The organism is Cecembia lonarensis LW9, from assembly GCF_000298295.1.
Taxonomy (GTDB): Bacteria; Bacteroidota; Bacteroidia; order Cytophagales; family Cyclobacteriaceae; genus Cecembia; species Cecembia lonarensis.
This window is the reverse complement of the sequence record NZ_AMGM01000003.1, coordinates 46,924-65,591: the sequence shown is the minus strand read 5'-3', so window position 1 is coordinate 65,591 and position 18,668 is coordinate 46,924. Positions and strand designations below refer to the sequence as shown.

At 40.4% G+C, this 18,668-nt stretch carries 27 protein-coding genes; 26 read left to right on the top strand and 1 reads right to left on the bottom strand.

Going from position 1 to position 18,668, the window contains the following annotated elements:
- Nucleotides 1–16 precede the first annotated feature (16 nt).
- Together rpoC and B879_RS01630 are read left to right on the top strand one after the other, a co-directional pair.
- Nucleotides 17–4,327, top strand: a complete 4,311-nt coding sequence (rpoC, locus tag B879_RS01635; protein ID WP_009183387.1) for a DNA-directed RNA polymerase subunit beta' — start codon at nucleotides 17–19, stop codon at nucleotides 4,325–4,327.
- A gap of 64 nt (nucleotides 4,328–4,391) precedes the next feature.
- A complete protein-coding gene (locus B879_RS01630; RefSeq protein ID WP_009183386.1) occupies nucleotides 4,392–4,715 on the top strand; it encodes a DUF3467 domain-containing protein in 324 nt (107 codons plus the stop codon).
- 13 nt (nucleotides 4,716–4,728) lie between these two features.
- Here the strand turns inward: B879_RS01630 and B879_RS01625 are convergent, their stop codons facing one another.
- Nucleotides 4,729–5,718: an NHL repeat-containing protein gene (locus B879_RS01625; protein ID WP_009183385.1), complete on the bottom strand. Its 990-nt coding sequence runs from the start codon at nucleotides 5,716–5,718 to the stop codon at nucleotides 4,729–4,731.
- Between the two features lie 534 nt (nucleotides 5,719–6,252).
- On the opposite strand from B879_RS01625, the gene rpsL reads away from it, so the two are divergent.
- The 24 genes from rpsL (at nucleotide 6,253) to rplO (ending at nucleotide 18,665) form a co-directional block, all read left to right on the top strand.
- The gene (gene rpsL, locus B879_RS01620; protein ID WP_009183384.1) at nucleotides 6,253–6,642 is read left to right on the top strand and encodes a 30S ribosomal protein S12; all 390 of its coding nucleotides are present in this window, start codon (nucleotides 6,253–6,255) and stop codon (nucleotides 6,640–6,642) included.
- A 23-nt stretch (nucleotides 6,643–6,665) separates the two neighbouring features.
- Entirely contained in the window at nucleotides 6,666–7,133 is a 468-nt protein-coding gene (gene rpsG / locus B879_RS01615) for a 30S ribosomal protein S7 (RefSeq protein WP_009183383.1), read from the top strand.
- Between the two features lie 6 nt (nucleotides 7,134–7,139).
- Nucleotides 7,140–9,260, top strand: a complete 2,121-nt coding sequence (fusA, locus tag B879_RS01610; RefSeq protein WP_009183382.1) for an elongation factor G — start codon at nucleotides 7,140–7,142, stop codon at nucleotides 9,258–9,260.
- A 12-nt stretch (nucleotides 9,261–9,272) separates the two neighbouring features.
- Nucleotides 9,273–9,578 (top strand): 30S ribosomal protein S10, encoded by a 306-nt coding sequence (gene rpsJ / locus B879_RS01605; protein WP_009183381.1) that lies wholly within the window; start codon nucleotides 9,273–9,275, stop codon nucleotides 9,576–9,578.
- A 251-nt stretch (nucleotides 9,579–9,829) separates the two neighbouring features.
- Entirely contained in the window at nucleotides 9,830–10,462 is a 633-nt protein-coding gene (gene rplC / locus B879_RS01600) for a 50S ribosomal protein L3 (protein ID WP_040400094.1), read from the top strand.
- Nucleotides 10,463–10,466: 4 nt separating this feature from the next.
- The gene (gene rplD, locus B879_RS01595; protein WP_009183379.1) at nucleotides 10,467–11,096 is read left to right on the top strand and encodes a 50S ribosomal protein L4; all 630 of its coding nucleotides are present in this window, start codon (nucleotides 10,467–10,469) and stop codon (nucleotides 11,094–11,096) included.
- Nucleotides 11,097–11,100: 4 nt separating this feature from the next.
- Nucleotides 11,101–11,388 carry a 50S ribosomal protein L23 gene (gene rplW, locus B879_RS01590; RefSeq protein WP_009183378.1) on the top strand — a complete coding sequence of 96 codons (288 nt, stop codon included), beginning with the start codon at nucleotides 11,101–11,103 and terminating at the stop codon, nucleotides 11,386–11,388.
- A gap of 13 nt (nucleotides 11,389–11,401) precedes the next feature.
- Nucleotides 11,402–12,226, top strand: coding sequence for a 50S ribosomal protein L2 (rplB, locus tag B879_RS01585; protein ID WP_009183377.1), 825 nt, complete (start codon nucleotides 11,402–11,404; stop codon nucleotides 12,224–12,226).
- A 2-nt stretch (nucleotides 12,227–12,228) separates the two neighbouring features.
- Nucleotides 12,229–12,507 carry a 30S ribosomal protein S19 gene (rpsS, locus tag B879_RS01580; RefSeq protein ID WP_009034213.1) on the top strand — a complete coding sequence of 93 codons (279 nt, stop codon included), beginning with the start codon at nucleotides 12,229–12,231 and terminating at the stop codon, nucleotides 12,505–12,507.
- A gap of 2 nt (nucleotides 12,508–12,509) precedes the next feature.
- A complete protein-coding gene (gene rplV / locus B879_RS01575) occupies nucleotides 12,510–12,899 on the top strand; it encodes a 50S ribosomal protein L22 (RefSeq protein ID WP_009183376.1) in 390 nt (129 codons plus the stop codon).
- Nucleotides 12,900–12,908: 9 nt separating this feature from the next.
- Nucleotides 12,909–13,640: a 30S ribosomal protein S3 gene (rpsC, locus tag B879_RS01570; protein ID WP_009183375.1), complete on the top strand. Its 732-nt coding sequence runs from the start codon at nucleotides 12,909–12,911 to the stop codon at nucleotides 13,638–13,640.
- A gap of 23 nt (nucleotides 13,641–13,663) precedes the next feature.
- Nucleotides 13,664–14,083, top strand: a complete 420-nt coding sequence (gene rplP / locus B879_RS01565) for a 50S ribosomal protein L16 (RefSeq protein WP_040400091.1) — start codon at nucleotides 13,664–13,666, stop codon at nucleotides 14,081–14,083.
- Nucleotides 14,084–14,091: 8 nt separating this feature from the next.
- Nucleotides 14,092–14,286, top strand: a complete 195-nt coding sequence (gene rpmC, locus B879_RS01560; RefSeq protein ID WP_009183373.1) for a 50S ribosomal protein L29 — start codon at nucleotides 14,092–14,094, stop codon at nucleotides 14,284–14,286.
- 8 nt (nucleotides 14,287–14,294) lie between these two features.
- Nucleotides 14,295–14,558 carry a 30S ribosomal protein S17 gene (gene rpsQ / locus B879_RS01555; RefSeq protein ID WP_009183372.1) on the top strand — a complete coding sequence of 88 codons (264 nt, stop codon included), beginning with the start codon at nucleotides 14,295–14,297 and terminating at the stop codon, nucleotides 14,556–14,558.
- A 2-nt stretch (nucleotides 14,559–14,560) separates the two neighbouring features.
- Nucleotides 14,561–14,929 carry a 50S ribosomal protein L14 gene (rplN, locus tag B879_RS01550; RefSeq protein ID WP_009183371.1) on the top strand — a complete coding sequence of 123 codons (369 nt, stop codon included), beginning with the start codon at nucleotides 14,561–14,563 and terminating at the stop codon, nucleotides 14,927–14,929.
- 2 nt (nucleotides 14,930–14,931) lie between these two features.
- Entirely contained in the window at nucleotides 14,932–15,276 is a 345-nt protein-coding gene (gene rplX / locus B879_RS01545) for a 50S ribosomal protein L24 (RefSeq protein WP_009183370.1), read from the top strand.
- A complete protein-coding gene (rplE, locus tag B879_RS01540; protein WP_009183369.1) occupies nucleotides 15,269–15,823 on the top strand; it encodes a 50S ribosomal protein L5 in 555 nt (184 codons plus the stop codon). The genes rplX and rplE overlap by 8 nt, the downstream gene beginning before the upstream one ends.
- 8 nt (nucleotides 15,824–15,831) lie before the next feature.
- Nucleotides 15,832–16,101: a 30S ribosomal protein S14 gene (gene rpsN / locus B879_RS01535; RefSeq protein ID WP_009183368.1), complete on the top strand. Its 270-nt coding sequence runs from the start codon at nucleotides 15,832–15,834 to the stop codon at nucleotides 16,099–16,101.
- 85 nt (nucleotides 16,102–16,186) lie between these two features.
- Complete coding sequence (rpsH, locus tag B879_RS01530) at nucleotides 16,187–16,582, top strand: 30S ribosomal protein S8 (protein ID WP_009183367.1); 396 nt, start codon at nucleotides 16,187–16,189, stop codon at nucleotides 16,580–16,582.
- A gap of 9 nt (nucleotides 16,583–16,591) precedes the next feature.
- Nucleotides 16,592–17,149: a 50S ribosomal protein L6 gene (gene rplF / locus B879_RS01525; protein WP_009183366.1), complete on the top strand. Its 558-nt coding sequence runs from the start codon at nucleotides 16,592–16,594 to the stop codon at nucleotides 17,147–17,149.
- Between the two features lie 5 nt (nucleotides 17,150–17,154).
- Nucleotides 17,155–17,505 (top strand): 50S ribosomal protein L18, encoded by a 351-nt coding sequence (gene rplR, locus B879_RS01520; protein WP_009183365.1) that lies wholly within the window; start codon nucleotides 17,155–17,157, stop codon nucleotides 17,503–17,505.
- A gap of 8 nt (nucleotides 17,506–17,513) precedes the next feature.
- Nucleotides 17,514–18,032: a 30S ribosomal protein S5 gene (gene rpsE, locus B879_RS01515; RefSeq protein WP_009183364.1), complete on the top strand. Its 519-nt coding sequence runs from the start codon at nucleotides 17,514–17,516 to the stop codon at nucleotides 18,030–18,032.
- Nucleotides 18,033–18,036: 4 nt separating this feature from the next.
- Nucleotides 18,037–18,216 carry a 50S ribosomal protein L30 gene (gene rpmD, locus B879_RS01510; protein ID WP_009183363.1) on the top strand — a complete coding sequence of 60 codons (180 nt, stop codon included), beginning with the start codon at nucleotides 18,037–18,039 and terminating at the stop codon, nucleotides 18,214–18,216.
- Between the two features lie 2 nt (nucleotides 18,217–18,218).
- Nucleotides 18,219–18,665: a 50S ribosomal protein L15 gene (gene rplO / locus B879_RS01505; RefSeq protein WP_009183362.1), complete on the top strand. Its 447-nt coding sequence runs from the start codon at nucleotides 18,219–18,221 to the stop codon at nucleotides 18,663–18,665.
- The last annotated feature ends 3 nt before the right edge of the window (nucleotides 18,666–18,668 follow it).

Sequence of the window (18,668 nt, the reverse complement as noted above, 5' to 3'; positions counted from 1 at the left end):
ATACTCTTCAACAATTATGGCGTTCAGAAAAAATAAAAAACTAAACAACGACTTTTCCAGAGTCACTATTAGTTTGGCCTCTCCAGAATCCATTCTGGATAGTTCACATGGTGAAGTAACGCAGCCTGAAACCATCAACTACAGAACCTATAAGCCTGAAATGGGTGGTTTGTTCTGTGAGCGGATTTTCGGTCCTGTGAAAGATTGGGAATGTCATTGTGGGAAATATAAGCGCATAAGGTATAAGGGCATTATCTGTGACCGATGTGGTGTTGAAGTGACTGAGAAAAAAGTAAGAAGAGAGCGTATGGGCCATATTGAATTGGTGGTTCCGGTAGCGCACATCTGGTACTTTAAGTCCCTTCCTAACAAAATCGGTTACCTTCTTGGCCTGCCTACCAAGAAATTGGATCAGATTGTTTATTATGAAAGATATGCAGTAATCAATCCAGGTATCAAGGCCGAGGACGGTGTTCAGTATTTAGACTTTTTGACAGAAGATGAGTATTTGGATATCATGGACAAGCTTCCAAAGGAAAACCAAATGCTTGACGATGAAGATCCTAATAAGTTTATAGCCAAAATGGGTGCGGAAGCCATTGAAATGCTATTGGCAAGGTTGGACTTGGACGACCTGTCTTACAGCTTAAGGCACCAGGCTGCTACTGATACATCTCAGCAGCGTAAGGCGGAAGCATTGAAAAGATTGAAAGTTGTTGAGGCTTTCAGAGATGCCAGAACCAGAATTGAAAACCGTCCTGAGTGGATGGTGATCCGTATGGTTCCTGTTATACCACCGGAATTGAGACCATTGGTACCTTTGGATGGTGGTAGATTTGCTACTTCTGACCTTAATGATCTGTATAGAAGGGTGATCATCAGAAACAACCGTTTGAAGCGTTTGATCGATATCAAAGCTCCTGAGGTGATTTTGAGAAACGAAAAGCGTATGCTTCAGGAAGCAGTTGATTCCTTGTTTGATAATTCCAGAAAAGTAAATGCAGTAAGATCAGACGGTAACAGGGCACTTAAATCCCTTTCAGACATGCTGAAGGGCAAGCAGGGCCGTTTCCGTCAGAACCTTTTGGGTAAAAGGGTGGATTACTCCGGTCGTTCTGTGATCGTAGTCGGACCAGAATTGAAACTCCATGAGTGCGGTCTTCCTAAAAATATGGCCGCTGAATTGTTCAAGCCTTTTATTATCAGGAAGCTGATTGAAAGAGGTATTGTGAAAACGGTAAAATCTGCCAAAAAGATTGTAGATAGAAAAGATCCGGTAGTTTGGGATATCCTAGAGAATGTATTGAAAGGGCACCCGGTACTACTAAACCGTGCCCCAACATTGCACAGACTGGGTATTCAGGCCTTCCAGCCAAAACTGATCGAAGGCAAGGCTATTCAGCTGCATCCATTGGTGTGTACAGCCTTCAACGCTGACTTCGATGGTGATCAAATGGCGGTACACGTTCCTTTAGGACATGAAGCCATCTTGGAAGCATCAACATTGATGCTGTCCTCACACAATATCCTTAACCCTGCCAATGGTGCACCGATTACGGTACCTTCGCAAGACATGGTACTTGGTCTTTATTATGTGACCAAAGGTAAAAAATCCACTCCTGAGGAGCCTGTTTTGGGCGAAGGAATGACCTTCTATGGCGAAGAAGAGGTGATCATTGCCATGAATGAAGGAACGGTCTCTAAACATGCATTGATAAAATGTAAAGTCAAAGTCAGAAATGAAGAGGGCGCTCTAGAGGAAAAAGTGATTGATACCGTTGCCGGTAGATTGATCTTCAACCAGTTTGTACCTGAGGAAGTAGGTTTTGTGAACGAACTGCTCACCAAGAAAAAACTGCAGCAGATTATCTCTGAAGTAGTTAAAATCTGCGGTGTAGCCAGAACAGCTCAATTCCTTGATGACATCAAGCATCTTGGTTTCCAAATGGCATATTCCGGTGGTCTTTCAATGGGGTTAAATGATGTAATCATCCCGGATGATAAAGACATTTTGATCAATAAGGCCAAAGATGAGGTTGACCAAGTATGGAACAACTACCTCATGGGTCTGATCACGGACAATGAAAGATACAACCAGGTAATTGATATCTGGACCAGAACCAACTCCTTCTTGACCAACATCCTGATGAAACAGATGGAAGAGGATAAGCAAGGTTTCAATGCCATCTACATGATGATGCACTCAGGGGCCAGAGGTTCCAGAGAGCAGATCCGTCAGTTGGGTGGTATGAGAGGTTTGATGGCGAAGCCACAGAAAAACCTTCAGGGTTCTGTTGGTGAAATTATCGAGAACCCAATCCTGTCCAACTTTAAAGAGGGTTTGGACGTATTGGAGTACTTTATCTCTACCCACGGTGCCCGTAAAGGTCTTGCCGATACCGCTTTGAAAACAGCTGATGCCGGTTATTTGACCAGAAGGTTAGTAGACGTGGCACAGGACATGATCATCTCTGAAGATGATTGCGGTACTTTGAGAGGTTTGGTTGTCTCTGCATTAAAAGATAACGACGAAATTGTAGAACCTCTATCTGAGAGAATTTTGGGTAGGGTGTCCGTTCATGATGTATATGACCCGATAACTGATGAACTCGTTATTCCTTCTGGAATAGAGATTACAGAAGAAATTGCTAAGACAGTAGATGAATCCACAATCGAAGAGGTTGAGATCAGATCAGTATTGACTTGTGAGACCAGAAGAGGTGTTTGTGCCAAGTGTTACGGCCGAAATCTTGCGACTGGAGGAATGGTTCAATCAGGTGAATCTGTTGGTGTTATTGCAGCACAGTCCATTGGTGAACCGGGTACTCAGTTGACTTTGAGAACTTTCCACGTAGGAGGTACAGCATCAAATATCTCTGTGGAGGCAAGTATCAATGCTAAATTTGATGGTGTTGTTGAATTTGAAGAAGAATTAAGGTGGATTGATACTACCAATAAAGATGGTGACGCTATTTCCATCGTTATGGGTCGATCCGGTGAAATCAAAATCAATGATGCCAAGTCTGGCAAAACCTTAGTATCCAATCACGTGCCTTATGGTGCGGTATTGAATGTAAAGGATGGCCAGAAAATTGCCAAGGGTGAGTCATTGTGTACATGGGATCCATATAATGCAGTCATTCTTTCTGAGTTTGACGGTTCTGTAGAATTTGAAGCCATTATAGAGGGTATCACTTACAAAGAAGTTGCCGATGATCAGACAGGTTATCGTGAAAAAGTGATCATCGACACAAAAGATAAGACTAAAAACCCAGCCGTAGTGGTTAACTATGGTGAGGAAAGTAAAGCGTATAACATTCCTGTTGGTGCCCACCTTGCTGTGGAATCTGGAGATAAAGTAAGAGCTGGTCAGATTTTGGTTAAAATCCCAAGGTCTGTAGGTAAAACCAGAGATATTACCGGTGGTCTTCCAAGAGTAACTGAATTGTTCGAAGCCAGGAACCCATCCAACCCGGCTGTAGTTTCTGAAATTGACGGTGTGGTAACTTATGGTGGAATTAAGCGTGGTAACAGAGAGATTTTCATTGAGTCAAGGGATGGTGTGAAGAAAAGGTACATGGTTTCCTTGTCCAAGCACATTCTGGTTCAGGAGAACGACTTTATCAGAGCTGGTGAACCACTTTCTGATGGCGCTATTACGCCAAATGATATCTTGGCCATCAAAGGGCCAACTGCGGTTCAGGAGTACTTGGTGAATGAAATTCAGGAAGTTTATCGTCTGCAAGGTGTGAAAATCAACGATAAGCACATTGAGGTGATTGTGAGCCAGATGATGCAAAAAGTTGAAATCCTAGAGCCGGGAGATACAAACTTCCTACAGGGACAAACTGTAGACAAGTGGGCTTTCAGAGAGGAAAATGACAATATCCTCGATAAGAAAGTGGTGATGGATGCCGGTGATTCTTCTACTTTGAAGCCTGGTATGATCATTACTGCCAGAAGGTTGAGAGATGAGAACTCCAGCTTAAAGCGTAAGGACTTGAAATTGGTTCAGGTGCGCGATGCTGAGACTGCGGTTTCCAGACCAACACTTCAAGGTATCACGGCGGCATCTTTGGGCACTGAGAGCTTTATCTCAGCGGCTTCCTTCCAGGAGACTACCAAAGTGTTGAGTGAAGCTGCCATCAGAGGTAAGCGTGATGAACTTTTGGGCTTGAAAGAAAACGTAATTGTAGGGCATTTGATTCCTGCAGGTACCGGCCAGAGAAACTTCAAAAGTATCATCGTGGGGTCTCAAGATGAGTATGATAGAATGTCAGCAGAAAAGGACAAGACCATCAGAAAGTCTAAAGAGGCTGTTAAGTAATCGAATTACATAGATCATCATAAAAGGCCTGTAGTGAAATACAGGCCTTTTTTAATCAAAAAATATGGAAGACGGAAAGAATACCCCCCAGAATCAACAGATTGATGTAGAATTACCCGAAGAGGTAGCTGAAGGCATTTATTCCAACTTAGCGATGATTGCCCATTCGAATTCAGAGTTTGTCATTGATTTTATCCGCTTGATGCCAGGTGTGCCCAAGGCCAAAGTAAAATCCAGGATCATCATGACGCCGGATCATGCCAAAAGGTTGTTGGCGGCATTGAAGGATAATATTGCAAAATATGAGCAGTCTTTTGGAAAGATTCAATCCGGTGCTGAAGGTCCAAATTTCCCAATGAATTTTGGTGGGGGCTATGGTGAGGCATAATATATGCCTCACTTTATTTCAGTTCAAAAATATGAATGTCGCTAGTTTGCAATTCAAATGCTGCAATTTTGTTGGGTGGAATTATGCATATTTTTGAATAATAGCTGTTTATGTCACCGATATTATATTTCTTTTCTAATCTTATCTTTTCGTTTTGATGAATATTGAAAACAATAATTTGCCTGGGATTAGGTCTCTCCTCTGGTTTTCTGTTATAAATCAATATGAATAATTTGTCATCAAATAATTTACAATCCGAAACAATATCGATAGTGCTGTTTGGTGTTGTCTTGTAAAAGTTGTAAATATCTTCCTTGACAGATTTCAAATTTATCTCCTCTAAAATGTTTGTACTATAGGATGAGTTTAAATCTGAATCATAAATTGTTATTTCGCCTGTTGTGGGTAAAACTGTAATGAACCCCTTTTTTAATGGGAAAATATAACCTTTGCTGTTATAAATTTCTTGAAATTTGTTGAATGAAACGTTGGTTAATTCTCCAAACCTTTTTATTTCATGTGAGTATTGATCATGGATAATAAATTGACCTTGAAGATCATCTGGTAAAATTGAGTAGACTAATTTATTGTCTAGCTGAGCAAAATTCAAAAGCTCAGAATTCACCTTTAAAGATAAATTTTCAATAAATTTCCCCTCATTGGTGTAAAAATCTATTCTTTGTTTGCCTGAATTGTAGACAGCTATTTTGTTGTTAATAGGGGTTGAAAATGTAGGATAGCTTACTCCAGAATTTTCGTGCGAATCATCAATTAAAAGTTTCTTCGAAAAGTCTCTATCTAAAATTAATAATCTGCTATAGTCATATTCGGTTATATAGAAGGTACCATTGACAAACTCAATCGAACTGAGTGAGGAGAGGAAGTAATCAAGATCATAGTCTGAAAATTTTTCTGTAGAGAATAATTGGATTTTTTCAGTTTGAACTTTTGAACATCCTAAAATAAATATTATTATAGTCAGATAACTAATAAGTTTGATCATAAACAATTGTTTTTTTGTAATCTGCCTTGAAATTTTCAAGGCAGATTATTTAATGATAGTTATGGAGTTGGTTGACCATAACAATAACTTGTAACCCCATCACATTTTACCCAAGGATTTACTACCTCAGGCCTAGATCCAGTACAAGATGTACCATTGCATGAAAGTGAACCGGCACTACCGCAATACCTAGTTACAGTACAGCCTGCTTGTGAAATTAATGGGATTGAGACCCATAGCGAAAATGTTAGCAGGCCAAATAAGATTAAATTTTTCATAATATGTTGTTTTTTTTAGTAACAATCTTTTTCCGGTAGATTTTTCACCGTTACCTTTCAACTCATCGATGCTTGGAATGATAATTAAAACTATTTTTTTTTTTTTTTGATTTTCAAAATATTTCTAACTTTTTTTTTCGATAATAATATATTCAATAAAATACAACAGCTTAATTTTGTTTGTTTTATCGATTTCCCTATCTTTGCAGTCCAAAATTTACAAGTTTAAAGGAAGTATTTATAAATCTATCAGTTAATGCCTACTATACAACAGTTAGTAAGAAAAGGTAGAACCACCCTGGAGACCAAGTCCAAGTCAAGAGCTTTGGATGCTTGTCCTCAGAGACGTGGTGTATGTACAAGGGTGTACACTACCACCCCTAAGAAGCCTAACTCAGCGATGAGAAAAGTGGCCAGGGTAAGGTTGACAAATGGTAAAGAGGTGAACGCTTACATCCCAGGTGAGGGTCACAATTTGCAGGAGCACTCTATCGTATTGATCAGAGGTGGTCGTGTGAAGGACCTTCCAGGTGTTCGTTACCACATTATCAGAGGTGCATTGGATACTGCAGGAGTAAAAGACCGTAAGCAAGGTCGCTCCAAGTACGGTGCTAAGCGTCCAAAGGCCGCTCCAGCTAAAAAATAATCGATTAAAAACATTACAAAGAAATGAGAAAAGCGAAACCAAAGAAGAGATATATTCTTCCTGATCCAAAGTTCAACGATACTTTGGTAACCAAGTTCGTTAACTGTATGATGGTTGATGGAAAGAAGAGTATTGCTTACAAAATCTTCTACGACGCAGTCGAGAAGGTAGAACAAAAAGTAGGTGAGAACGGTCTTGAGGTTTGGAAAAAAGCGCTTAACAATATTACTCCTGCCGTAGAGGTGAAGAGTCGTAGGGTTGGTGGTGCGACATTCCAGGTTCCGATGGAAGTTAGACCCGAAAGAAAAGTGTCCCTAGGTATCAAGTGGATGATCACTTATGCCAGAAAAAGGGGTGAGAAGACCATGACTGACAGACTTGCAGGTGAAATCATCTCCGCGTCAAAAGGAGAAGGTGCAGCTGTAAAGAAGAAAGATGATACGCACAGAATGGCCGAAGCAAATAAAGCATTCTCACATTTTAGATTTTAATTCATAATGGCAAGAGATTTAAAATATACCAGGAACATTGGAATCGCCGCGCATATTGATGCCGGGAAAACTACGACTACAGAAAGGATTCTTTTTTATTCCGGAGTGAGCCACAAAATAGGTGAGGTTCATGATGGTGCAGCTACTATGGATTGGATGGCTCAGGAACAAGAAAGAGGTATCACCATTACTTCTGCAGCCACCACAGTTTTTTGGAATTACAGAGATCAAAAATACCAAATTAATATCATCGATACCCCAGGTCACGTTGACTTCACAGTAGAAGTTAACAGGTCTTTGAGGGTTCTTGATGGTCTTGTCTTTCTTTTTAGTGCTGTTGATGGTGTTGAGCCTCAGTCAGAGACTAACTGGAGACTTGCTGATAATTATAAAGTAGCCCGTATCGGTTTTGTTAATAAAATGGACCGTGCCGGGGCTAACTTCCTTGACGTTTGTAAACAAGTAAAAGAAATGTTGGGAAGCCATGCAGTTCCATTGCAGCTTCCTATCGGTGCCGAAGATAAGTTCAGAGGTGTTGTTGATTTGATCAACAATAGAGCTATCGTTTGGAATGAAGAAGATATGGGTATGACATATGAAGTTGTGCCTATTCCTGAAGACATGCAGGAAGAAGTTGACCAATGGAGGGAACACTTGTTGGAATCCGTAGCGGAATTCGATGAGTCCTTGATGGAAAAATTCTTTGAAGATCCAGATTCAATTACTGAAGCTGAGATTCTAGCGGCATTGAGGGAAGCAACTATCCAAATGAAAATTGTTCCTATGGTTTGTGGATCATCCTTTAAGAATAAAGGTGTTCAGACCATGCTGGATCTTGTGATGGAATTGTTGCCATCTCCTTTGGACAAGGATGATATTTTTGCTTCTGAGGTTGGAAGTGAAGAGAAAGATGTAAGAATTTCTCCAAACGAAGATGAGCCATTTACCGGTCTTGCATTTAAGATTGCCACCGACCCTTTTGTTGGTAGGTTATGTTTTGTAAGAGCATATTCAGGTGTATTGGAATCTGGTTCTTATGTATTCAATAGCCGTTCAGGTAACAAGGAACGTATCTCCAGGGTATTCCAGATGCATGCCAATAAGCAAAACCAAATCCCTAGGCTTCAGGCCGGTGATATCGGTGCGGTTGTAGGTTTTAAAGATATTAAAACAGGTGATACCCTTTGTGATGAAAAGCGCAAAGTAGTATTGGAATCCATGGTTTTCCCTGAGCCAGTTATCGGTTATGCAATTGAGCCCAAAACTCAGGCGGATGTTGACAAGCTTGGAATGGCTATTGCCAAATTAGTAGAAGAAGATCCTACCCTTGTAGTCAATACAGACCATGAAACTGGTCAGACTATTTTGAGAGGTATGGGGGAACTTCACTTGGACATCATCATTGACCGATTAAAAAGAGAATTTAAGGTAGAGATCAACCAAGGTGCACCTCAGGTAGCCTATAAAGAAGCCCTTTTTGGTTCTGTTGAGCATAAAGAAGTATACAAAAAGCAGACCGGTGGTAAAGGTAAATTTGCCGACATCGTGTTTGAACTTAGCCCAAGAGACGCAGACGCTGAGACTGGAGAGGTTAAGACAGGTCTTGACTTTGTTAATGGTATTGTAGGTGGTGTCATTCCTAAAGAATTTATTCCATCTATTCAGAAGGGTTTTGCAGAAGCCATGAAAAATGGACCTTTGGCAGGATACCCTATCGAATCCATGAAAGTAAGGCTTTTCCATGGTTCCTTCCACGATGTCGATTCTGATGCACTTTCATTTGAAATGGCTGCAAGACTTGGTTTCAAAGAGGCAGCTAAGAAATGTAAGCCTCAATTGTTGGAGCCTATCATGTCTGTGGACGTGGTAACACCTGATGAATATACCGGTCCTATTACTGGTGATTTGAACAGAAGAAGAGGTTTGATGAAGGGTATGGATACCAAAGGTACTTCTACAGTGGTTAAAGCCTCAGTACCTTTGTCAGAGTTGTTTGGTTACATTACTGATTTGAGAACAATCTCTTCAGGAAGGGCTACTGCTACATTGACCTTCTCGCATTATGAGCCTGTTCCGACCAATATTGCAGAGGGAGTAATCGCAAAAGTTAAAGGTGAAAAAGCCTAAATTTTAATCGACATGAATCAGAAAATCAGAATAAAATTGAAATCTTACGATCACAGCCTGGTGGATAAGTCATCAGAGAAGATCGTTAAAGCGGTGAAAGCGACCGGAGCCATCGTTGTTGGGCCTATTCCTTTGCCTACCAAAAAGGAGAAGTTTACCGTGTTGAAATCGCCACACGTTAACAAGAAAGCAAGAGATCAATACCAGCTTTGTACTTACAAGCGTCTGGTAGATATCTACAGCAATAGCTCCAAAACCGTGGATGCTTTGATGAAAATCGAATTGCCGAGCGGCGTAGATGTAGAGATCAAAGTCTGACAGTTTAACAGTGATATATTTGGAAAACCTGTCCGCCAAGTCGGATGGGTTTTTCTTTTTATTGTTTTTATTGACAATAATCAGTGCATAGTCCCCCAGTCTTTGGGGTTTACACCAAATTTATTTTCGTAAATAATTGAAAATATTAAAGTTGGGGTTTGTAAGGTGGAATTTAATTTCTAACTTTGCAGTCCTTAAAAAGCACCCTTGTGCGTAAGCGCTTGGGTTTCAAGTTTATTATATAACAGAAGATGTCTGGAATAATAGGTAAAAAAGTAGGAATGACTAGCATTTTCAGTGCCGATGGGCGTAATGTCGCATGCACGTTAATAGAAGCTGGTCCTTGCGTAGTGACGCAAGTAAAAAATGTTGAAACAGACGGGTACAACGCTGTTCAATTGGCATATGGTGAGCGTAAGGAGAAAAATACGCCTAAGCCATTAATCGGTCATTTCAAAAAGGCCGGTACTACGCCAAAACAGAAAGTTGTTGAATTCAGAGACTTTAGGGTCGAATTCGAAGGTCAGGTTGATCTTGGTAAATCTGTAAAAGCCGAAGAGGTGTTCGTTGAAGGTGACTTCGTAGATGCTATCGGAACTTCTAAGGGTAAAGGTTTCCAAGGTGTTGTAAAAAGGCATGGTTTTGCTGGTGTTGGTGGTCAAACCCACGGTCAGCACAACAGGCAAAGGCACCCAGGTTCTATTGGTGCGTGTTCTTGGCCTTCAAGAGTATTTAAAGGAATGAGAATGGCGGGAAGAACAGGTGGAGACAGAGTAAAAGTCTTGAACCTCAAAGTCCTAAAAATCTATCCTGAAAAGAACTTGCTACTGGTAAGTGGTTCAGTTCCTGGTCCAAAAAATTCTTTCGTTATTCTAGAGAAGTAAGAAAATGGAATTAGCAGTATTAAAACATAACGGCGAAGAGACAGGCAGAAAGGTTAACCTTTCTGAGGAGGTATTTGGGATCGAACCTAATGATCATGCCATTTACCTGGATGTCAAACAATATTTGGCTAACCAGAGACAAGGAACACATAAATCCAAGGAAAGAAACGAGGTAGCTGGTTCAACCAAAAAGATTAAGAAGCAAAAAGGAACAGGTGGTGCGAGAGCTGGTTCATTGAAATCTCCTATCTTCAGAGGTGGGGGTAGGGTTTTTGGTCCAAGACCAAGAAACTACAATTTCAAATTGAACAAAAGCCTTAAAAGATTGGCGAGAAAATCTGCACTATCCTATAAAGTAAAGGAAAATAGCTTGATGATTTTGGAAAATGTGTCTTTTGATGCTCCCAAAACCAAAAACTATTTAGCGCTTTTGAATGGACTTTCACTTGCTGACAAGAAGACTTTATTGGTTTTACCAGAGGTAAACAAAAATGTCTATCTGTCCAGCAGAAATTTACCAAAAGCAAAGGTGGTAACAGTAGACAGTGTAAACACTTACGAACTGTTGGATGCTGACAGCTTAGTACTGTGCGAGGGTTCTGTAAGTAAGTTAGAAAACCTTTTATTGAAGTAAGATCATGCAGATACTCAAGAGACCTTTGATTACGGAAAAAATTTCTGCTATGAATGAGCAGGGAGTTTATGGTTTTGTTGTGGAAAAAACCGCAAGCAAGCCAGAGATAAAAAGAGCCGTAGAAAAAATGTATGGTGTGACAGTAGAGGATGTGCGTACCATGAGGTATGCGGGTAAGCCTAAAACAAGATACACCAAGACAAAAATCGTTACAGGCTACAGTAATGCTTATAAAAAAGCCATTGTAAAAGTAGCTGAAGGTGAAATAATTGATTTTTACGGAGAAATTTAATTGAATCATAATCATGGCAGTTAAAAAATTAAAGCCTGTAACCCCGGGTACCAGATTTAGAGTTGCTCCGGCATTTGATGAGATTACAGCGTCAAAGCCTGAGAAATCTCTTTTGGCACCCAAAAAGAAATCAGGTGGTAGAAATAATGTAGGTAAAATGACTTCCAGATATATTGGAGGAGGTCATAAGCAAAGACTTAGAATCATTGATTTTAAGAGAGATAAGTTTGGCGTACCGGCTGTAGTGAAATCTATTGAATACGATCCAAACAGAACTGCACGCATCGCTTTGTTGTATTATGTAGATGGTGCAAAGACCTATATTATCGCTCCGGAAGGTCTGCAAGTCGGTCAGACAGTGATTTCCGGAGAGAGTGTTGCTCCAGAAGTTGGTAATGCAATGAGATTGATGAGCATACCTTTGGGTACTATTGTTCACAATATCGAATTGAAGCCAGGTAAAGGTGGTGCTATGGCAAGAAGTGCTGGTGGCTATGCCCAGGTAGTTGCAAGAGAAGGAAAATACGTGACCGTAAAGTTGCCTTCCGGTGAAATGAGATTGGTATTGGGAACATGTATGGCAACAGTCGGTACGGTATCCAATGGTGATCACATGAATGTGGTATTAGGGAAAGCGGGTAGAAACCGTTGGTTGGGTAGAAGACCAAGAACCAGAGGTGTGGCTATGAACCCTGTAGATCACCCAATGGGTGGTGGTGAAGGCCGTTCTTCCGGTGGTCATCCAAGATCAAGGAAAGGTTTGCTTGCCAAAGGTAAGAAAACCAGATCTCCTAAGAAGTATTCTAACAAATTCATCATTAGTAAAAGAACCAAATAATTATGGCACGTTCATTAAAAAAAGGTCCTTATATAGAACATCACTTGGCCAAAAAAGTGGATGTAATGAACGAATCAGGGAAAAAATCGGTAATCAAGACTTGGTCAAGAAGATCAATGATTTCCCCAGATTTCGTGGGCCATACCTTTGCTGTGCATAACGGTAATAAGTTTATACCTGTTTTCGTAACCGATAACATGGTTGGGCACAAGCTTGGAGAATTTGCACCTACTAGAAACTTTAGAGGTCATATTGCCAAAAAAGATAAAGGAAAGAGATAATCATGGAAGCAATAGCAAGATTAAAAAATGTTCCTACTTCTCCCCGCAAAATGCGTTTGGTAGCTGACCTCGTGAGAGGTAAAAGAGTAGGACAAGCATTGAGCATACTGAAGTTTACCCCTAATCATGGTTCCATTAAATTGGAAAAGCTTCTGCTTTCTGCTGTGGCCAATTGGCAGGCAAAAAATCCTGATGCAAAACTTGAAGAAGCAGACTTGTATATAAAAACCATCTTTGTGGATGGTGGTCGTACACTTAAGAGATTGAGGCCTGCACCTCAAGGTAGAGCACACAGAATTCGTAAAAGATCAAATCATGTAACCCTCATTGTAGATGCTTTCAATGCTGAAGTTACCGCTGATGAAGTAGAAACAACTGAAAAATCTAATTAAAATCAGACTATGGGACAAAAGATAAACCCAATTGGTTTTAGGCTTGGAGTAATCAAAGGATGGGAATCCAACTGGTATGGAGGTAAAGACTTTGCTGATAAGCTTTATGAAGATCAGCAAATCAGAAAATATGTCAATGCCAGAATCCCTAAGGGGGGTATCTCCAAAGTGATCATTGAAAGAACTTTGAAGAGAATCACCCTTACTATCCATACTGCACGTCCAGGAGTGGTTATCGGTAAAGGTGGTGCTGAGGTAGATAAGTTAAAAGAGGAATTGAAGAAACTTACAAACAAAGATGTTCAGATCAACATTTTTGAAATTAAGCGTCCTGAAATTGATGCTAAATTGGTAGGGGAATCAATCGCTCAACAGCTTCAGGCCAGAATTTCTTTCAGAAGAGCCATGAAGCAATCTATTGCTGCGGCCATGCGTGTTGGAGCAGAAGGTATAAAAATAAAACTTTCAGGCAGATTGGGCGGTGCTGAAATGGCAAGGTCTGAGATGTACAAAGAAGGAAGAATTCCTTTGCATACCCTGAGAGCAGATATCGATTATGCTGTTTCCGAGGCCAATACTGTATATGGAATCATTGGTGTCAAGGTGTGGATATTTAAGGGTGAGGTTTTCGGTAAGAGAGACCTTTCTCCAAACATCGGTGCCGCCAATGAGCCTAAATCTTCCGGTGCGAGAAGCAAAAGAAGAGAGGGCGGTCCAAAAAGAAGAAAGAGAAATAACTAATTTTCACCGTTTAGTGAGAAATCATGTTACAGCCAAAAAGAACTAAATATAGAAAAATGCACAAGGGGAGGATCAAAGGAATCGCCCAAAGAGGACATACGCTCTCTTTTGGCAACTTTGGTATCAAGTCCCTTGAAGCTGGATGGATCACCTCCCGTCAGATTGAAGCAGCCCGTATTGCAATGACGAGAGCCATGAAAAGAGAAGGACAGGTTTGGATCAGGATTTTCCCTGACAAACCTATCACGAAGAAACCTGCAGAGGTTCGTATGGGTAAAGGTAAAGGTGCACCAGAATACTGGGTGGCAGTAATAAAGCCGGGCACAATCCTTTTTGAAGCAACTGGCGTGAGTCTTGAAGTAGCCAAAGAGGCATTGAGATTGGCACAGCAAAAACTACCAGTTAGTACAAATTTCGTGGTACGTAGAGATTACGTAGGTTAATAAATACTATGAAAAACTCAGAAATCAGATCACTTTCCGAAAGTGAGATCGCAGAACGCATAGCCGCTGAGCAGGATAACTTGACCAAGTTAAGATTTGCTCATGCTATCTCTCCAATAGAGAATCCTAATAAAATTAAGGAATCAAGACGTTTCATCGCAAGACTGCAAACGATCTTGAAAGCAAAACAATTAGCTAAATAACAATGACAATGGCTACTACTGAGAGAAATCTTCGTAAAGAAAGAATAGGAAAAGTAGTCAGCAACAAAATGGATAAGTCCATTACAGTTGCCGTGGAAAGAAAGGTGAAACACCCAATTTACGGTAAGTTTGTTGCTAAGACTACAAAATTTATGGTTCATGACGAGAAAAATGATGCTAGAGAAGGCGACGTCGTCAAAATTAGCGAAACTCGTCCGCTGAGTAAAAACAAGCGTTGGAGATTAGTAGAAATTTTAGAAAGGGCTAAGTAATCATGATACAACAAGAATCCAGATTAGGCGTAGCGGACAACTCAGGCGCTAAAGAAGTGCTGGTTATCCGTGTGTTGGGTGGAACCAAAAAAAGATATGCTTCCATCGGCGATAAAGTTGTGGTAACTGTTAAGTCTGCGCTTTCTTCCAGCAACATGAAAAAAGGAACCGTTTCTAAGGCGGTTATCGTGAGAACAAAGAAAGAGATCAGAAGAAAAGACGGTTCTTATATCCGCTTTGAGGATAATGCAGCAGTTCTTCTGAATAACAACGACGAGCCTAGAGGTACCCGTATTTTCGGTCCAGTGGCAAGAGAGTTGAGAGAGAAGCAGTTCATGAAAATTGTGTCTTTAGCCCCAGAAGTATTGTAATCATGGAAAGAAAATTCAATAAGCAACCCAAATTGCATGTTAAAACCGGAGATACTGTCAAAGTGTTGTCCGGTGATGACAAGGGCAAAACAGGCAAGATCCTTTCAGTAGAGCTTCAGAAAAATAGAGCGATCGTGGAAGGCCTTAATATGGTCACCAAACACGTGAAGCCAACTGCTGCCAACCCACAAGGTGGTATCGAAAAGAAAGAAGCTCCTATCCATGTAAGTAACCTGATGTTGGTAGATCCAAAAACAGGTGAAGCTACCAGGACTGGTAGAAAACGTGGAGAAAATGGAAAATTAGTAAGGTATTCTAAGAAAACAGGGGAGGTGATCAATGGCTAAACCTAGAGTTAAAGAAAGATATTTATCTGAAATTGTACCTTCTTTGAAGGAGAAGTTTCAATATAAGTCTGTAATGCAAGTGCCAAAATTGACCAAAATTGTTATCAATAAAGGTATCGGTGCTGCTGTTGCAGACAAGAAATTGGTAGATCACGGAGTAGAAGAAATTTCTCTTATTTCCGGTCAGAAGGCTGTTGCCACCATAGCAAAAACTTCTGTTTCCAACTTTAAGTTGAGAGAAGGTATGCCAATCGGTGCGAAAGTAACCCTAAGAGGGGATAAAATGTATGAATTTCTCGACAGGTTGATGACTGTTGCTTTACCTCGTGTAAGGGACTTCAAGGGAATCAATGATAAAGGTTTTGACGGTAGAGGCAATTATACGCTTGGTGTAACCGAACAAATCATTTTCCCTGAGATCAGTATTGAAAAAGTGAACAAAATTTCCGGTATGGATATCACTTTTGTTACTACAGCACAGACAGATGAAGAGAGCTACGCATTATTGAAAGCTTTCGGGATGCCTTTTGTTAACAAAAATAACTAAGAAATATTATGGCAAGAGAGTCATTAAAAGCTCGTGAGAGAAAAAGAGAAAGACTTGTAGCAAAATATGCTAAGAAAAGAGCAGAACTTAAGGCTGCAGGTGACTTCGAAGCTTTGGACAAACTACCTAAGAATTCTTCCCCGGTAAGATTGCACAACAGATGTAAACTGACTGGCCGTCCTAAGGGATACATGAGGAAGTTTGGTATCAACAGGGTAACCTTCAGGGAAATGGCTTCTGCAGGTAAGATCCCAGGTGTAACCAAGTCTAGCTGGTAAAATTCAAGCAAGAGTTTTTATTCTAACAATCATTGTGTAACTTTGCACGCCCTAAGCGGGAGAGTGCAGTTAGACTTATATAAATATGACTGATCCAATAGCTGATTATCTAACAAGATTGAGAAATGCCATCAAGGCTTCTCACAGAATCGTTGAGATACCTGCTTCTAATATCAAGAAGGAGATCACGAAGGTGCTTCATGATAAAGGATATATTCAAAATTACAAATTTGAAGAAAACGGTCCTCAGGGATCTATCAAAATTGCTTTGAAATATAACCCGTCGACCAAGCAGAATGCCATCGTTAGCCTGTCCAGAATTAGTAAGCCAGGTTTGAGAAAATATGTTAAACATGAAGATCTACCAAGAGTTATCAATGGCTTGGGGATTGCCATTCTTTCTACTTCTAAAGGTGTAATGACCGATAAAGAAGCAAGAGTTGAAGGAATTGGTGGAGAAGTACTTTGCTACGTATATTAAAAAACCGTCATGTCAAGAATAGGTAAAAAACCAATAGATTTACCAGCGGGTGTTACTGTAGACGTAACAGCACACAATGTTGTTACTGTTAAAGGTCCCAAAGGTACATTAACTAGGGATGTGAATCCCGACATCGCTGTAAAGGTCGAGGGCAATCAGATTGTCCTGGAAAGACCTACAGACTCTAAAAGACATAAGTCATTGCACGGATTGTACCGTTCCTTGGTCAACAATATGGTGATCGGTGTATCAGAAGGATACAAAAAGGAACTGGAATTGGTCGGTGTAGGTTACAAGGCGTCTAACCAAGGACAAGTTTTAGAACTTTCTTTAGGTTATTCTCACAACATTTTCTTTGCATTACCGGATTCAATTGCTTTGAAAACCGAAACCCCAAAAGGAAAGAATCCTTTGGTTACTTTGGAAGGTATTGATAAAGAATTGATCGGTCAAGTTGCCGCCAAAATCAAATCACTTCGTAAAGTGGAGCCTTACAAAGGTAAAGGTGTTCGTTTTGTTGGTGAAATTGTTAGACGTAAAGCTGGTAAAACTGCTGGTAAAAAATAAGAGAAATGGCTTTTAACAAGAATCTAAGAAGACTAAGAATCAAGAAAAGTATCCGAAGAAAAATCTCCGGAACTGATTCTAGACCTCGTTTGTCAGTATTTAAAAGCAATACTGGTATATATGCACAGTTGGTGGATGACCTTAAAGGACATACCCTTGCCCATGCTTCCTCTAAAGAACTTGGATCAGTAAAAAACAGTACTGTAACAGTATCCAAGGAGGTTGGTAAAAAACTTGCTGAAAGAGCGGTTGCTAAAGGTGTTTCTGAAGTTGTCTTCGACAGAAGTGGATACATTTATCATGGTAATGTTAAAGCTCTTGCCGAAGGCGCAAGGGAAGGTGGCCTTAAATTTTAAAAGATATTATGTCTCAGTTAAGAAGAAAACCCATTAGGGCAACAGATACAGAATTAAAGGAGAAAGTAGTAGCTATCAACCGTGTTGCTAAAGTAGTAAAAGGTGGTAGAAGATTCTCTTTCTCTGCTATTGTGGTTGTCGGTGACGGCAACGGCGTTGTAGGTTATGGCTTGGGTAAAGCCAACGAAGTAACTGATGCCATTACCAAAGGTATCGAAGATGCTAAGAAAAATTTGGTAAGGGTACCTGTTCTGAAGGGAACCATACCCCATGATCAACTTGGAAAATACGGTGGAGGATTTGTCCTTATCAAGCCTGCGGCTCCTGGTACGGGCGTTATTGCAGGTGGTGCAATGCGTGCCGTTTTGGAAAGTGCTGGCGTAACTGACGTTTTGGCTAAATCCAAAGGTTCTTCTAATCCCCACAATGTGGTTAAGGCGACAATAGATGCGCTTATTCAATTAAGAGATGCGGTCGCTGTTAGCCAACAAAGAGGTGTAAAAATGTCAAAAGTTTTTAACGGATAAGAAGATGGCTAAGATCAAAATAACTCAGGTTAAAAGCACAATCAAGAGACCTAAGGATCAAAAAGCAACTATCATTGCTTTAGGATTGGGTAAAATCAACAGAACAGTGGAGGTTGAGAACAACCCTGCTATCGCTGGTATGGTAAGAAAAGTAAGTCACCTTGTAAAAGTGGAGGAAGCTTAATTATGAAATTACATACACTTAAACCTGCAGAAGGTTCGGTAAAATCCAGAAAAAGAGTCGGAAGGGGCCAAGGCTCAGGTAGAGGTGGTACTTCTACCAGAGGCCATAAAGGTGCCAAATCCAGATCTGGTTACAAGACAAAGCTTGGATTTGAAGGTGGCCAGATGCCACTTCAAAGAAGAGTACCTAAGTTTGGGTTCAAAAGCTTGAACAAAGTAATTAACAAACCTATCAACTTGAATGTACTTCAAGAATTGGCTGCTCAGCATAACTTGGACACTATTTCTGTAGAAACTTTAGTGGCTCACGGATTAGTTTCTAAGAATGATGTTGTAAAAGTCTTGGGTAGTGGCGAACTTACAGCCAAATTAAATGTAAGTGCTCACTCTTTCTCTGCTTCCGCTGTTGAAGCTATCGAAATAGTAGGCGGAACAGTAAACAAGCTTTAATTA